At 38.4% G+C, this 14,713-nt stretch carries 16 protein-coding genes and 1 pseudogene; 7 read left to right on the top strand and 10 right to left on the bottom strand.

Annotation, left to right across the window (positions count from 1 at the left end):
- Positions 1-54: 54 nt before the first annotated feature.
- From ACJJVZ_RS11265 to ACJJVZ_RS11275, 3 genes are read right to left on the bottom strand one after another with little or no spacing between them, the layout of a single operon-like run.
- Positions 55-486 carry an acyl-CoA thioesterase gene (locus tag ACJJVZ_RS11265; RefSeq protein WP_138585269.1) on the bottom strand — a complete coding sequence of 144 codons (432 nt, stop codon included), beginning with the start codon at positions 484-486 and terminating at the stop codon, positions 55-57.
- Between the two features lie 5 nt (positions 487-491).
- On the bottom strand, positions 492-1,310 hold the full coding sequence (locus tag ACJJVZ_RS11270; RefSeq protein ID WP_405600505.1) for a M23 family metallopeptidase: 819 nt from the start codon (positions 1,308-1,310) through the stop codon (positions 492-494).
- Positions 1,303-2,160: a 6-carboxytetrahydropterin synthase gene (locus tag ACJJVZ_RS11275; RefSeq protein WP_077537915.1), complete on the bottom strand. Its 858-nt coding sequence runs from the start codon at positions 2,158-2,160 to the stop codon at positions 1,303-1,305. The genes ACJJVZ_RS11270 and ACJJVZ_RS11275 overlap by 8 nt, the downstream gene beginning before the upstream one ends.
- Positions 2,161-2,363: 203 nt before the next feature.
- Here ACJJVZ_RS11275 and fabA point away from each other — a divergent pair, with 203 nt between their 5' ends.
- On the top strand, positions 2,364-2,879 hold the full coding sequence (fabA, locus tag ACJJVZ_RS11280; protein ID WP_193155377.1) for a bifunctional 3-hydroxydecanoyl-ACP dehydratase/trans-2-decenoyl-ACP isomerase: 516 nt from the start codon (positions 2,364-2,366) through the stop codon (positions 2,877-2,879).
- 96 nt (positions 2,880-2,975) lie between these two features.
- Here the strand turns inward: fabA and rmf are convergent, their stop codons facing one another.
- Positions 2,976-3,146 carry a ribosome modulation factor gene (gene rmf, locus ACJJVZ_RS11285; RefSeq protein ID WP_002960897.1) on the bottom strand — a complete coding sequence of 57 codons (171 nt, stop codon included), beginning with the start codon at positions 3,144-3,146 and terminating at the stop codon, positions 2,976-2,978.
- A gap of 408 nt (positions 3,147-3,554) precedes the next feature.
- Here rmf and ACJJVZ_RS11290 point away from each other — a divergent pair, with 408 nt between their 5' ends.
- The 3 genes from ACJJVZ_RS11290 to ACJJVZ_RS11300 all read left to right on the top strand — a co-directional run bounded on the left by ACJJVZ_RS11290 (position 3,555) and on the right by ACJJVZ_RS11300 (position 5,721).
- Positions 3,555-4,190 (top strand): TetR/AcrR family transcriptional regulator, encoded by a 636-nt coding sequence (locus ACJJVZ_RS11290; protein WP_273050396.1) that lies wholly within the window; start codon positions 3,555-3,557, stop codon positions 4,188-4,190.
- Between the two features lie 49 nt (positions 4,191-4,239).
- Complete coding sequence (locus tag ACJJVZ_RS11295) at positions 4,240-5,232, top strand: MDR family oxidoreductase (protein ID WP_405600510.1); 993 nt, start codon at positions 4,240-4,242, stop codon at positions 5,230-5,232.
- A gap of 72 nt (positions 5,233-5,304) precedes the next feature.
- Entirely contained in the window at positions 5,305-5,721 is a 417-nt protein-coding gene (locus ACJJVZ_RS11300; protein ID WP_077537918.1) for a VF530 family DNA-binding protein, read from the top strand.
- Between the two features lie 115 nt (positions 5,722-5,836).
- On the opposite strand, the gene ACJJVZ_RS11305 is transcribed toward ACJJVZ_RS11300, so the two are convergent.
- Positions 5,837-6,331 carry a DUF5071 domain-containing protein gene (locus ACJJVZ_RS11305; protein ID WP_405600513.1) on the bottom strand — a complete coding sequence of 165 codons (495 nt, stop codon included), beginning with the start codon at positions 6,329-6,331 and terminating at the stop codon, positions 5,837-5,839.
- Positions 6,332-6,638: 307 nt separating this feature from the next.
- Between ACJJVZ_RS11305 and ACJJVZ_RS11310 the strand changes: the two genes are divergently transcribed.
- Entirely contained in the window at positions 6,639-7,466 is an 828-nt protein-coding gene (locus tag ACJJVZ_RS11310) for a phytanoyl-CoA dioxygenase family protein (RefSeq protein WP_405600515.1), read from the top strand.
- Between the two features lie 350 nt (positions 7,467-7,816).
- Here ACJJVZ_RS11310 and ACJJVZ_RS11315 read toward each other — a convergent pair.
- Positions 7,817-8,512: pseudogene (locus ACJJVZ_RS11315) on the bottom strand (transposase); the annotation flags it as partial.
- Between the two features lie 69 nt (positions 8,513-8,581).
- On the opposite strand from ACJJVZ_RS11315, the gene ACJJVZ_RS11320 reads away from it, so the two are divergent.
- Positions 8,582-8,947 (top strand): heme-binding protein, encoded by a 366-nt coding sequence (locus ACJJVZ_RS11320; RefSeq protein ID WP_405600517.1) that lies wholly within the window; start codon positions 8,582-8,584, stop codon positions 8,945-8,947.
- 61 nt (positions 8,948-9,008) lie between these two features.
- Here the strand turns inward: ACJJVZ_RS11320 and ACJJVZ_RS11325 are convergent, their stop codons facing one another.
- Together ACJJVZ_RS11325 and ACJJVZ_RS11330 are read right to left on the bottom strand one after the other, a co-directional pair.
- The gene (locus ACJJVZ_RS11325) at positions 9,009-10,757 is read right to left on the bottom strand and encodes a PKD domain-containing protein (RefSeq protein ID WP_405600519.1); all 1,749 of its coding nucleotides are present in this window, start codon (positions 10,755-10,757) and stop codon (positions 9,009-9,011) included.
- Positions 10,758-10,797: 40 nt separating this feature from the next.
- Positions 10,798-11,637 (bottom strand): hypothetical protein, encoded by an 840-nt coding sequence (locus ACJJVZ_RS11330; protein WP_405600522.1) that lies wholly within the window; start codon positions 11,635-11,637, stop codon positions 10,798-10,800.
- Positions 11,638-12,413: 776 nt separating this feature from the next.
- Here ACJJVZ_RS11330 and ACJJVZ_RS11335 point away from each other — a divergent pair.
- Positions 12,414-12,761 (top strand): alpha/beta hydrolase family protein, encoded by a 348-nt coding sequence (locus ACJJVZ_RS11335; RefSeq protein WP_405600524.1) that lies wholly within the window; start codon positions 12,414-12,416, stop codon positions 12,759-12,761.
- 176 nt (positions 12,762-12,937) lie between these two features.
- Here ACJJVZ_RS11335 and ACJJVZ_RS11340 read toward each other — a convergent pair whose 3' ends face one another.
- Both ACJJVZ_RS11340 and ACJJVZ_RS11345 read right to left on the bottom strand, forming a co-directional pair.
- Positions 12,938-13,912: a transposase gene (locus ACJJVZ_RS11340; protein WP_405621638.1), complete on the bottom strand. Its 975-nt coding sequence runs from the start codon at positions 13,910-13,912 to the stop codon at positions 12,938-12,940.
- Positions 13,913-14,197: 285 nt separating this feature from the next.
- A complete protein-coding gene (locus ACJJVZ_RS11345) occupies positions 14,198-14,500 on the bottom strand; it encodes a hypothetical protein (protein WP_405600528.1) in 303 nt (100 codons plus the stop codon).
- Between the last annotated feature and the right edge of the window lie 213 nt (positions 14,501-14,713).

Consider the following 14,713-nt stretch of genomic DNA (forward strand, 5'->3'; position numbering starts at 1 on the left):
CACTAATTAAGGTGCTTATATAATTTTATTTTATCATGTATTTAAAGCTCTAAATTACTCAAAACCATAGATCATTTTATCGCACACTACCGGTGTCGGTCTGTGATTATCATCCACTGCAACAAACGTAAAGCTACCACTAATGGCTGAATGCTTGTCGTCTTTATGCATTGTTTCTAGCAATATATCTACATCTACCTTTAAGCTGGTATTTCCTACATGTACGACTTTAGCGATTAACTCTGCAAAAGTACCTGCTGGTATTGCCTCTTTAAAGTCGACCCTATCAGATGAAATAGTTACCAAAGGTTTACGACAAAAACGAGTCGCTGCTATAAATGCGACCTCATCCATCCATGCCAGTGCATCACCACCAAATAATGTATTGTGATGGTTAGTACGCCCAGGAAATACGGTTTTTGTTACTGATGTGGTTGAATCTTTAATACGCTGTGCAATTATTGCATCGCGATTTATGTCAGTCATAAATTCTACTTTTTGTTTGCTAATGTGTCTTGCATTAATAATGCAGGATCAAGGCGTTCGCCTTTCCAGTTAAAACGCCAATCTAAGTGAGGGCCAGTAACACGGCCGGTTGCACCTATTTCAGCTACTTTATTGCCTTGTTCAATTTTGTCACCCACTTTTACATCAAGCTTACTCAAATGTATGTATGTGGAGGTAATGCCGTGGCCATGATCTAAAATTAATGTACCGCCTGAGTAATATAAATCAGGCTCAGCAAATACCACCGTACCGCTAATTGGTGCATACACAGGTGAACCAGTTTTATTTGCAATGTCTAAACCAAAGTGCGGACGACGAGGCTCACCATTAAAATAACGCTGACTGCCATAAACACCCGATATACGCCCTTCTGCAGGCTTTAACACAGGGTCTAAAAAGTACAGTAAATCAGAGTTTACTTCTCTCGCTTTTCGTACAGCCAACGCTTCGCGGCTTATACGGGCGCTAACTTTTTTAGGCGGAGATACATATTTTTTGGCTACGCCGGTAATTTTATCAATTTTATAGTCGCGCTTAGTAATAGCTATCGGATGAGAATGCAATTTACCCCTGTTATCGACCCATTTTAAAGTATGAGTAGTATCAGCGTCACGACCAAAACCAAACACAAAATCACCTTGTGCCGATAGTTTTAAATTTTCACCATTTAGGCTAACTGACTTTGCGTTTTCAAGCTTACCGGTAACTAAACCGCCTTGTGTTAAATGCCCTTTTAGCTCAAGCGCCATAGCACTAAAGCTAGCAGAGGCAACAAGCGCTGTTGCTAAAAGTGTTTTAAACATAACTAATTGACCCTTTTCCGACACCTTCATAAGCGGTCACTTTTACAGCTTTTTCAGGATATTGGGCTTTAATTTGGCCTGCTACATGTTCAGCAATACATTCTACAGTGGTATCTACTGGTAAAATGTCGCAACGAGACTCGCTAATAGCCATTTCAAAATAGCCTTGTGCCGATGTATAAGCAAAACATACATCATCCACTTTGGCTGTAATGTGTTTTAAATCAGGTGCGTTAATTTGATCTTCACTGGTGGCTAGATAAATATCTTGCCACTTTAAAGACCATTCTTTTTGTAAGCGCGGCATAGAAATACCATCAAGGCTTATGCCTATTTGAGAGCGATGCCCATGAATAATACGCTGGCAATTACCGTCATGCTTTTTAAGGCCATGGCTATAATGATAATAGAAGCTTTGGCTATGCTCAGGCTTAAGAGACAACTCAATTTTTTCAATGTTATCTGGCAGCTTTGGTAAAATTGTGGCAACTAAAAAATCAGTCACCGATTCAACCGTCACTTCGTCTGCGTTAATCATGCAATAAGCTTGATGAGGAGCGCTCATCGCTAAGTGGTTGTTTTCACCAAATGTGCAGTCGAGTGTTTTATGCTCATCAAACGCAGACACTGTGCCATTAAGGCCTGTAGGAATTGCTAAACGGTGATCGATACACTCATCTATAATGCCTTTAATTTGCTTTTTAACTAAACCAAAGTCTAAAACCATAGACTCTTTGTTAAGTTTACCGTGCAAAGTTAAATCAACAATCCAGCTCTCGCCAACGGCGCCGCGTTTGTTACATAAGTAAGAAAAATCAATCACAGTTAGTGAGTTAACAAAAAGGATCATAAACTTCCTTTAGACTGGTTATAAGACAGCGCTAATTATAATGATTTCTGATTGTAATTGCGCGGTTTTATAGAGCAAAAACCAATCGAGTTGTTTGATTGATGATTTAATGCGCAATATTTTGATTTTTTAACTGCTCCGAGTTGTTTAGCGTACAAGTGTACGCTAAAGTACTTGGCAATTTCTAAGCGAAGATAAGTGTTATGGAACCTAAAAATAGCTATACAAAAGAAGAGTTGATCCTGTGTGGTCAAGGTGAAATGTTTGGTGAAGGTAACTGCCGTTTACCAAGCGACAACATGTTAATGATGGATCGCATTACCTCTATTACTGCTGATGGCGGTATTCATGGTAAAGGCGAAATTATTGCTGAGCTTGATATTGATCCTAGCCTTTGGTTTTTTGATTGCCATTTTAAAGGCGATCCAGTAATGCCAGGCTGTTTAGGCTTAGATGCTATGTGGCAACTGGTTGGCTTTTACTTAGGTTGGTCTGGTGGACCTGGTCTTGGCCGTGCGCTAGGTGTAGGTGAAGTTAAATTTACTGGCCAAATTTTACCAACTAATAAGAAAGTAACTTACCGCCTTGTAATGAAACGCGTTATTAAACGTAAATTATTTATGGGTGTTGCTGATGGCACTGTAGAAGTCGATGGCCGAGTAATTTACGAAGCTAAAGATTTAAAAGTGGGCTTGTTCCAAGACACTAGCGCGTTTTAAATGACTCAACTTAAACTGTTTAGGTTGTAAATTTAGTGCACAAACAAAAAGGCCTCCAACGTGGAGGCCTTTTTGCTTAAATTCGACTATAGATTATTATGTTTTGTACATGTTGCGATTTTCTATCGCCTCACGCCAACCACCTAACCACTCCGATTTGGGATCTACTTGTTGATAAGGGCATAGCTCTTTTGAGCGACCTGCTAAGCCTGCTTTAAAACCTTGAGAATGAGCTCTTTCTAGACGATCTCTTTTCTGTCTCTTCATCGGTAATATCCTCACCTTTTTATTTATATATTGTGTAGCATTAGTGAAATCTACATTTAATGAATAGTTAATAAAAATGTAAAATTCAAATCATAAAAGCAATTAAAGTGTTTGACTTTAACTAAGCTGCTGATGCAAAAATGAATTAACATTTAAAAAAGTAAGTGGTCATACAACATTTAATTTGACCGGTTTTATGCGAAATAAAATACGACTTAATAATCGCTAAAATGTACTTAAGTACATAAATTACGACTCGTGTGTTTTGAGTAAGTTCCAAATAAAAATGTAATCGTGACACTTTTATTGCAATTATTTTTTATTATCGATTTATTGCAATATGAACTATTTTTAAACAATTTAACTTTATACTTGATTATTTAAAGTCGATCGGTCTAATATAAGTTCATGAACAAAAATACATCAATACCTGTACGCCGTGGCCGCCCACCTAAAATAGCCAGAGATAACGCCGATACTAAAGCGTTACTTATTCGCACGGGCCTAGAAACCCTAACCGAATTTGGTTTTAGCGCCACAGGGCTAGATACCATTTTAAAAAAAGCAGCTGTACCTAAAGGCTCTTTTTATCATTACTTTAAAAGTAAAGAAGCCTACGGTATTGCATTGGTCGATGCGTACGACAGTTATTTTATTGCCAAACTTACCCATTATTTACAGCAAGAAGATGTCCCACCACTTGAGCGAATTGTTAATTTTACCCAAAGTGCGATTAAAGGGATGAAAAAATACGATTACAAACGAGGCTGTTTAGTCGGTAATTTAAATCAAGAACTCAATCACTTAAGTGATGAGTTTAAAACCAGATTAATGCAAAGCTACACCACATGGCAAAACCATGTAGAAGAATGCTTAAATCAAGCGAAGCAACAAGGCACTATTGCAAACAGCGTAAATACACACCTAATGAGCGAATATTTTTGGATTGGTTGGGAAGGCGCAGTTATGCGTGCCAAGCTCACAAAATCAAATACCCCACTTACTTTATATACAGAAATGTTTTTACGCGCATTATTAACCTAATGCGTTTTTATTTGCCAGTTAAAAGACGATCGGTCTAAAAGGATATCCCATGAATAAGCCAATTAAAGCCATTGTTATTAATAAAGAAGATAATAACTACAGCGCCTTATTATCTACTATCGAACATAGTGATTTACCAAACGAAAACGTATCTATAAACGTTCTATACAGCACGCTTAATTATAAAGATGGTTTAGCGATTACAGGTAAAGGGCCGGTAGTACGAAGCTTCCCAATGGTGCCCGGTATCGACTTAGTGGGTATTGTTACAAATTCTACCAGCGATGAATTTAAAAACGGCGATAACGTAATTTTAAACGGTTTTGGCGTGGGTGAAAAACATTGGGGCGGACTTGCACAAAAAGCAGCACTTAATAGCGACTGGTTAATCCCCTTACCTGCCGGGATCTCCCCAAAACAAGCTATGCAAATAGGCACTGCAGGATATACCGCCATGCTAAGCGTGATAGCGCTCGAAAAACAAGGTATTACGCCAGAGTCTGGCGTAATACTGGTAACAGGTGCTAATGGTGGCGTAGGCAGCTTTGCTATTTATTTACTAAATCAACTTGGTTACAACGTAACCGCTGCAACAGGACGGTTAGATCAAAGCGAGTATTTAAAAGAGCTAGGTGCAACACAAATCATTAGCCGCGATGAGTTCTCGACCCCTAGTAAACCATTACAAAAAGAGCGTTTTGCTGCAGCGATAGATTCTGTCGGTAGCCACACACTTGCAAACATTTGTGCTTCATTAAAATATGGTGGTGTAGTTACAGCGTGCGGACTTGCACAAGGTATGGATTTACCTGCCTCAGTTGCACCTTTTATTTTACGTGGTGTATCACTTATTGGTATTGATAGCGTAATGCGCCCTAAAGCAGATAGAATCGAGGCATGGGATCATTTAGCTAAATTAGTAAACGCTGATTATTTAGATAAAATTTCGACTGAAATAACGCTAGAACAGGTAATTGATAACGCAGAGCGACTTATGGAAGGTAAAATTAGAGGTCGCGTTGTAGTTAATTGCCAAAGTTGAGCTATTTGCACTGTTAAAGCCTCCTTATTAAATTTATAATACAATTTGTATTTTAATAACGAGGTAACACCTATGAGCAACCAAGAACTTTTCAGTAATAACCCACTGCAAGGCGTAAAATTAGAACAAGTGGTTGAAGAGCTGGTTGAACAATACGGGTGGGAACTCCTGCACGCTTATTTACAACTTAACTGTTTTAAAAATAACCCCGATATAAAATCTGCGGTTAAATTTTTACGTAAAACACAGTGGGCACAAGAGAAAGTAGATAATTTTTATCTATACCGTCTTAAAAATTTGCCTAAGCCTGACGATGTTCAATATGAACTCCCCCCACGTGACCGTGTTATCCCAGCGGATCATAAACCTGGTGAACCGTGTGAACTTAGTTTTGTTGATGCGAAGCGAATTATAGAAAAGAAAGAAACTAAACAACGTGCTCGCGATCGTAAACAACGCTCTAATTCTAGTAACCCTTGGGGTAACTAAAATAGTTTCAGCTTAGTGTTATTAGAGGTGCTATAGTTTACACCAGTCTAATAACACTAAATTCATTCTCATTCTGTCTATTTATTATGATAATCATACTATTGCAAATAAAAGTTTAGAGTTTATGTTCACCTAAAGGAAGTGAATAGAGAGCCCTATTTGCAGCCTCAAGTGTTTCTTTTATCCAGATGTTGTATACAAACAGATTTCTCTTTGCTATCAGCGCTATTTCGTCGGCTGGGATCAGTTCTCTATCTGTTAAAACACGTATTGCTTCAAAATCACATTCATCGGAGCCTGTTGCTGATGCCCATTTTTTTAAATCGTTTACGCATTCATTCAATGTTTCATCGTCGTAGCAGGAAATTATTTGAATAATAAGGGAATATCTCCAGTCATTGTCGGCTTTATTTGCTGCAACAAGTACCCTTTCGACTTCATTTTTGCCAAGCTTTATAAAATATTGATATATTGGGCCAGCAATAGGCCAATTAGGATCGCATGTCCAAGATAATAACTCGTCTAGGTATTCCGTGTTTTGTGGATAACCTATAGTAATAATTTCATCTACTGCCGCTTGATCCCCTTTATCTAATATTTTATTAGTCATTTGTATTCCTTTTTATATGCTTGATTATTCAGCTGTATGGCGAAATAGCAAGTGTTAATTACCCCAATCTAATAGTACTGTAACAGCAATTTTTGATCATCTATTAACTAAATACAGACACCAAGGTACTATAAGTATGAGCTGCGTATCGTTGTATAAATCTGACTTTATTAGTACTTTACATACTTCAAGATTAAACCACTTTTGAGCCAATATTGTCATTAATAGTAAATGAATTAAATGCAGTAACGCCGTTAAACTTTGGCAAAATATATTGGTGTGATATTACTAAAAGGAAACTTTTAATATGCAAACTAACTCGGTGTCAGAACAGTTTAAACAGCAAGGCTTTGTATTAATTAAACAATTAATTGAGCCTAGTACAATTGCTAAACTTCAAAACTTTTGCCAGCATTTGGATGAAAAGGCAAAGTCACACTACTTTTTAGGACAATCACTCGATAATATTGCCATCACCCAAAATGCGGATACTCCATATATATCGCGTATCAATTTACTTTTTCTATTTGAACCTCAATTCGCTTGCTTATTAGCACATACTAAACTTATGAATTACGTTGAAGCTTTAATTGGTGAACCCGCTTTACCGACCTATGAATCAATTGTAATTAAGCATTCACAAGATACGCACGGTTTTGATTGGCACCGTGATATGCCCGTAAGCACGCAAACACCAATTATAACTGTCGGTATATATTTAGATGACGCAAAAGCAGAGCATGGGTCTTTAAAGGTGATCCCTCGTTCTCATTGTAGCCCATTAAGTGTGTGCGATATAAAACGCCAGTTAACAAATTCGGAGTTAAAGAGCTTAGATGTTACAGCCTGTGCAGGAGACGTAATAATACATCATGTAAATACAGTTCATTCATCAGCAAGGCAGGAAGCCCAAGCAATACGCAGAACTATATACTTTGAATTTAGGGTTTTATCGCATCTTATCAATAATCCGATATTTCCAAATGAATGGATTAAAAAGCGCCAAGCACTCATGAAGAACATACAAACACTCAGCGCAAAACACCTTCAACATGATATACAGCTACCCAGTGATTTTTATGAAACGCAAATACAAATGGAGGCGGCAGAATATTGTATCGAGTTTACCAAATGAGTACTCTGTTTATATTTGCGAATTTATGCTGCGTTATCGCCTATTTATGGGGAACAACACCATAGGCTCTGCCTTGCCTAAATACCAAACGTCTGCTGCAAATTAAACCACTAAAGTTATTGTCACTTGTTTTTATTAAACGTGATTAAATAACAGTTCAGCATAACGTGTCATTGGTACATTTATTATTCTTTGTAACGCGATTGCTTTATCAAATAATTCATCTTTACTCAATGAAGGTATATTATTGTTAAATGCAAAAATAATTTTATTACCACCTTCTATCATAAAACTAAGAATGTGTCCTTCAAACTCTTTATCAAGCAATTGGTCAAACTTCTCTCGTTGTCCAACATTTGACGTGGCATGCCTGCAAAGCGGAGTAATTGTTTTGGCTGCTTGCCTTCTTTTGCGCATATTAGCCGTACTTGAGCACTGGTATGGTCTGATTCTTCTGGTGTCTTTGCCATTTTGGCTCTGATGGGGTTTAAATCTACATACGCCATGCAGGCAGCCAATGCGGCTTCATCTAATAATGCTTGAGACGTAAATCGTCCCTCCCAAAATCTCCCAGTGCAGTTATCTTCTTTATTTGCCCTGCGCGCAATGTCTTCATTTAACACCCGCATAAACCAGCTAATACTTGATAGGCGCTCTCGATATTCCTTTACCGTTTGATTAAAAAAGATAAGTTCAACTTTACTTAGCTTTTCACCTTGTATGTACTTTTGCGTTAACAATGTGCCTTTGCACAGCTTGTGCCAGCGAATAACAATCGCTTTATCATTCAGTCTATTCGCCTTTTTATCATCAACATACAGGACTAAGTGCGTATGATTGCTCATAACAGCATAAGCACAGACGTCAATACAAAATATCTTCGCTAACTCAAGCAGTTTGTCTTCAACCCAGCCTCTGCGGTGCTCATAAGATTGACCCGTAAAATGGTCTTCACCGCATAAAAATGCACGCCGAACACAACGCGAGATACAGTGGTAATACTTTGTATCAACCAAACTTACTTGACGTTTTCTTGCGATTGCCATAAGACACCCTGCTTGTTTTTTGCACTGAACAAAGCCTAGTACTTAGTTCGCCAAACTGCAAAAATTAGGATGGGTGTCACTGTTAGTTTTTTATGCCAAAACGATAAAATATCGATATCAATAGTCAATGATCAAGGGCAGTGGTTGTATTTTTATAGAGGAATAAACTCCGGTGTAAATACTATCCATACTAGCTATAGAAAGGCTTACACTGCTGCTTCGTTAAAAGTCAGAACATCCGTGTTATCGAAAATGATTGAAGCACCAGGGTTCAGCCAGTTAGGAAAAATGGAAGACGATATATTGTTACTTACCGGAGGAGTACCTATTTTTTACAAAAAAACATTGGTTGGTGCAATTGGTTTATCAGGCTCATCTAATCCTATAGAGGAAGAGCAGTGCGGTATAGAGGCTGCTCAATTGTTGATAAAATAGTGTTCGTTTAAATGGTTTTACAACGCTGCTCACTGATAAGTAAGCAGCGTGTGAGTAAGCCTTATTCCAAAGTAACTTTCATTGCCATTCCTGTGCGTTGCCCGACAACGCTAATGAATCGATAGCCCTGAGCAGGATTATTCACGCTCACCAACTCGGTATTATTATCGCTAAAGCCGCGTTGGTCATAATTGCTTATCGTAGCCCAAGTTGAGGCTTTATAATAAACATCACCATCACCTGTGCCATGATCGGTTTCAATTGTTAATGTTGAAATACCAGCCGGCACATAGATGAAATAGTATTGAATATCCGCATCACGACTGCCATTAGGTAAACAAATCGTATTACCGCTGGTTAAACTGGACCCAGTTGTTGGCCCTGCCGTTTCGCATGCATTGTCAATACGACCCCCTGTCGGGCTTCCTGTTATTGTCACGGTTGCTGCATCTGAGGCTGTTGCACCTTGGTTATCAGTCACAGTTAATGTTGCGGTATAGGTACCAGCTGTTGTGTAGCTATAGCTAGGGTTAGCACTTGAGCTAAGTGCACTGCCGTCACCAAAATCCCAACTGTAAGAGGCGATATTGCCATCAGAGTCAAAAGAGTCAGCACTACTGAAGTTAATTGCTGCATTAGTTACTGCGCTATAAGGGCCGTTCGCTTGAGCCGTAGGTGCAGCATTAGACGACCCCGAACCAGTGCGAATATGAATATAACTGGTGTTATTTTGTTCATCCCACTCAGGTACTTGGTTGGCATTGTCAATGATCACCCCAAGGTAGTAATTGGTATTGGGTTGTAAATTGTTTGGAATGACAATGTTCTGTTTAACCTCGTCTGGCACCCTGCGCGACACAGACACTGTGTCGGTGGTAATTAACGTATCGGTATTGGTAATGGTTGCATTAGTAGAAATATAATAGCCAAGCTGAACATTTTGAGAATGGCTACCGCTGTTTTCTAAAGTCAGTTCCATTTGAACTTGCTGGCCAAGCTGAACGTTATGACGCATTTCACAGTAATCTCTGGTGCAGCTAGACTCCACTTTAGTTGAACTTAATTCAGTGCCATTGCTGTCGAGTAATCGATTACGGCCATGTGAACTATATTCCCCAGATGAGCCACTCCGTCGCCAAGCCGATACCGAAACATCTTGTCGAGTCGAGCTACCATACAGCGTGATTAAACCATTCGCGGCGTCTTCACCGACATATGATCTTAACGAATTTTCTCCGCTCGTATGCACATGCGTGTAATCTGTTCCCATAATATTATAGTAGCGATTTTCATGAGCAAGCCCGAGTGTATGACCTATTTCATGTATCGCGGTGGTTTCGAATAATCGACGTTCTAGACCATAGCCGCGATAAGATGTTTTTTCATCCATCTTGTCATTGTAACCACCGTTAGGAATATTGTTGTGAAAAACAATGTCAGTTTCAACCGTGTTACCACAGCTATTTGTTATGGTATATGCCACAGCGGAAGTCCCTGTACTCCACCAAATTTCACTTTCACCATTATTGGTTCCAACACTGTTATCGTCGTCAGTTCGTACATAAATAGTAAAGTTGGCAGGCGTATCATTCACTCGATTCATTGCTTGTTGAAATGACGTTTTCCATTTTGAAAAAGCCCCTGCAAACCCAGTCGGGTTGGCGTTAAAGGTCATACTACTTTGATTCCGCCATTTTTTATTCACGTTACAAGCGGGATCAATTAAAAATTTATGTGCAGTGGCACTGCTACTTACTAGAGTAAGCAAAATTGCAGTGGTGAGTTGGGTTTTAAATTTGTTACCTTTCATGTGTATTTCTCATAGTTGTTTGATGGCTATAAACGTATGGTTATTGTTGAGCGTAAGGTGAACTAACCGTCAGTACTGGATTACCATTATTTCGTTTCACTTGCGCTTCTTCCCATTTGTCATGCCGACTACCATGAGATATGTTTTTCTTTACTAATGCTTCACTTGGAGCAGCTAGCTCCACAGGTGCTTTACTTGCCTGTGTTAAGCCTATATATGCCTTAAAAGTGGTATTTTTATCAACGTTTTTTACAGTATTACGTTTAAACGAATCCCCTCTTTGAGATATCACCTGCTTATCTATATTTCTCAGTTTTGTAATGAAATTACCAATATTAGACTTAGTGTTAGCTTGCCTATTATCTCTATTTTTTAGCCCATTAGCTGATCTATAATCAACACTGCCATGTTCATCTACAATCACTGCTTGACCATTAGCCGCTATAACGTTCCCTTGTTCAAGTAAAAAACGCCCGAGTTCGCATTGCACAAAGTCACAGCCCGTATCAGTGCTTTGCTGCACTAATAATATAGACTGTTCACCGAGTTCAATTTGAGGGGAGTTTGAAGCAGACAAAGTATTGCCATTTGCAAAGGTACCACCAACGAACTTTAAAGTGATGGTACTTTCAAAATATTGCCCGTTAATTATTTCTTCAATATCATAGGTGACAAACGTGTAGGGGATGCCTTCTACAGACAGACCTTCAGTTATTTCAGTTGATGTTCCTCTAAAAATAAGCTCAGAATCTGCCACTAAAGTTTCAATTACTTTATTATGTCCATTGTTACTCACAAACGTGCCAGCAAGCGCTGAAGTCGTGGTTATCAGTAACGGTATTATTAGAATGCTACATCGGGTTAGATTGACTATGTTCATTATTATCTTCCTTATGTGATGATGAGTCTCGGCAATGCTATCTAACATTTTTCAGTCGTTTTAATATTCAACATTAAATGCAGAGAGAATTTCCAGTTTGCTTGTAGGCTGAATAGCACTAAGCGATATTAAATATTGTATATAATTTAAGCTTTGTCACTTATAAAGTTACATTTTTTATACTTTTAAATTACAATCGCTTGAAGTTTTTGTTGGTTTTTTTGAAAAGCTATGTTAACAGCTTGCTGAAAAGTCGCTATCGTCTGGGCCGTCATATCGAATAAAGTAATCTAATGGTGAATTAATTGCATTTGCTGATGGGTGACCCAGTTATGATGATAAAAAACGCATTATTAGTGCTATCAAAGTCTTATGTTCCCCCTATTGAAAACGATTTGGCTGTTGTTCAAGCGGCACTTAATTAACGCTCATAGCGTCTTTGTATCGCTTTTATTAGAAAATGAGCGGAGTAAAAATAACAAAGAAAGCAGGCTTACAATGACAAACATTAAACAAAGGGTTCAATCTCTACCCGCTTGGTCCATGAAATAAGTTGTTTGCTTATTGTATATCTTAAGTTTATTAAAGCTTCAGAGAGTCTAAAATACAGTTCAAGGCTTTGATAAGTAAGCGCTTAGTGGCAATAAATAAGAAGCTGAGTGGTTTTTTACAATTTGAGATCAAAAAGATAAATATGTAATACGTTAGCTAACAGTTTCTTACAGCTAATTTAAATATATTAGTTTGTGACTTTTAATATATTAGGAAGGAAGCTGATGACAACCCAAGCACAAATCAAAACGATATTTTTAAATTTATTTCTATTTTGGATATTGGGGTTACTGGCTGGTTGTAGTAGCGATTCCAATCACTCTGATACTCAAAAAAACCACCATGTATTTAATTCAGATAATCATGTTTTAGATGCACAATTAACCCGCCCAAGTGGGCATTCGGATTCTAACCCTATTATCCTTTTTGTGCATGGTGATGGTGCAATGGACCACTCTTCTAAGGGGTATTATGGTCCCATAATTGACGCACTTGCAGAAAAAAAAATAGCCTCTTTTTCATGGAGTAAAGCGGGAGTCGGTCAATCCAAACAAACTAGACAGCCACTCTAATTTAACAAATAAAACTGTGCTATTAAATTTACTTTTTAAGCTAAAAATTTATCTTTTACTATTGGGTTACTTTCATTTCACCCTTTAAATAAGCCATTATCACTCTTAAACCTAAATTACGCGTATGAAAATGACTGCATTATGCAGTTTTAACTTTTTACTGGGGCGTTTAAACTTTATGTGAGCAGCTTTTCGCAGTTACTTATATTGGCTCGCCGTTTTCGATTTAAATTTTCGCAATAACTTGCTTGTGAGATAGGCCTGCCTACTGCGCCATGAAATACGCGCGTGAATTGCGTGGTGAGTTTTAACCAGTTTTCTGGGGATATAGTAAGCCTTTCAAGCAAAGGAAGGTTTATATTATCAATATACCCGCGTTTATCCTCTCGTATTATTCGCCCTGTTAGTTCAACAAGTTCAAGGTACGATTTAAGCTCAAACGGTAGCCCTTTTGGCATTATTTGACGTGGCATGCCTGCAAAGCGGAGTAATTGTTTTGGCTGCTTGCCTTCTTTTGCGCATATTAGCCGTACTTGAGCACTGGTATGGTCTGATTCTTCTGGTGTCTTTGCCATTTTGGCTCTGATGGGGTTTAAATCTACATACGCCATGCAGGCAGCCAATGCGGCTTCATCTAATAATGCTTGAGACGTAAATCGTCCCTCCCAAAATCTCCCAGTGCAGTTATCTTCTTTATTTGCCCTGCGCGCAATGTCTTCATTTAACACCCGCATAAACCAGCTAATACTTGATAGGCGCTCTCGATATTCCTTTACCGTTTGATTAAAAAAGATAAGTTCAACTTTACTTAGCTTTTCACCTTGTATGTACTTTTGCGTTAACAATGTGCCTTTGCACAGCTTGTGCCAGCGAATAACAATCGCTTTATCATTCAGTCTATTCGCCTTTTTATCATCAACATACAGGACTAAGTGCGTATGATTGCTCATAACAGCATAAGCACAGACGTCAATACAAAATATCTTGGCTAACTCTAGCAGCTTGTCTTCAACCCACCCTCTGCGGTGCTCGTAAGATTGACCCGTAAAATGGTCTTCACCGCACAAAAAAGCACGCCGAACACAACGTGATATACAGTGGTAGTACTTTGTATCAACCAAACTTACTTGACGCTTTCTTGCGATTGCCATAAGACACCCTGCTTGTTTTTTGCACTGAACAAAGCCTAGTACTTAGTTCGCCAAACTGCAAAAATTAGGATGGGTGTCACTGTTAGTTCGCACCGCCTGAACTTATAGTTTAGTAAAGGTGGTGCACTTCGACCTTGAATCTGGCCTTTCACAAAAAGTAAAATTTAGGGTGGGTGTAACTGTTAGTTTGTTAGCTTCTGCGGGAGATGAAGCGCCCATTGCGGACCCGCATGATGGGGGTGTGGAGGCCGGAGGTTAGAGACATCCAGCTACCCGATTATACGTTTATTTTGCCAATCTTCGCTCTTTTAAAGTTAAACGTTTATCGGAACTATATATATGCTGTTTTTCATTCTCTGTAACTAGAAATGCATCCATTTCAACAGAGAAAAAGCCCGATTTAGGGAATATTTCTAGAATACCTGATTCACCAAGGTTTGCCGAGAGTAATGCATTTTTACCGCTAGCATATCTGCCAGTGTCATGATCTCTATTGTCGCCGTTAATATAAAGTTTAATCCCACCTGACCACGTGTTTACGACTTTTACTTTATTACCTTTAACTGAGAATTCGAATTCTTTTCTCATTTCATACTCCATAATTGAAAAACGTATAACGAGCCTGTAGATTAACTCGTTTTTCATTTGTTTTTATTGATAAACAAACCATAGCTGAGTTCCTATTTTGGTTCAATCGATAACTGTACTTTTACGCAGCATATAAAGAAGTGTTTGATGTTGTTTTAATTTGCGTTTTGGAAATGCATCGTGTTTTGTAGCTTTTCTATATTATGAACAAGG

This window comes from Pseudoalteromonas sp. Ld19, assembly GCF_045064135.1.
In the GTDB taxonomy this organism is placed as follows: Bacteria; Pseudomonadota; Gammaproteobacteria; order Enterobacterales; family Alteromonadaceae; genus Pseudoalteromonas; species Pseudoalteromonas aliena.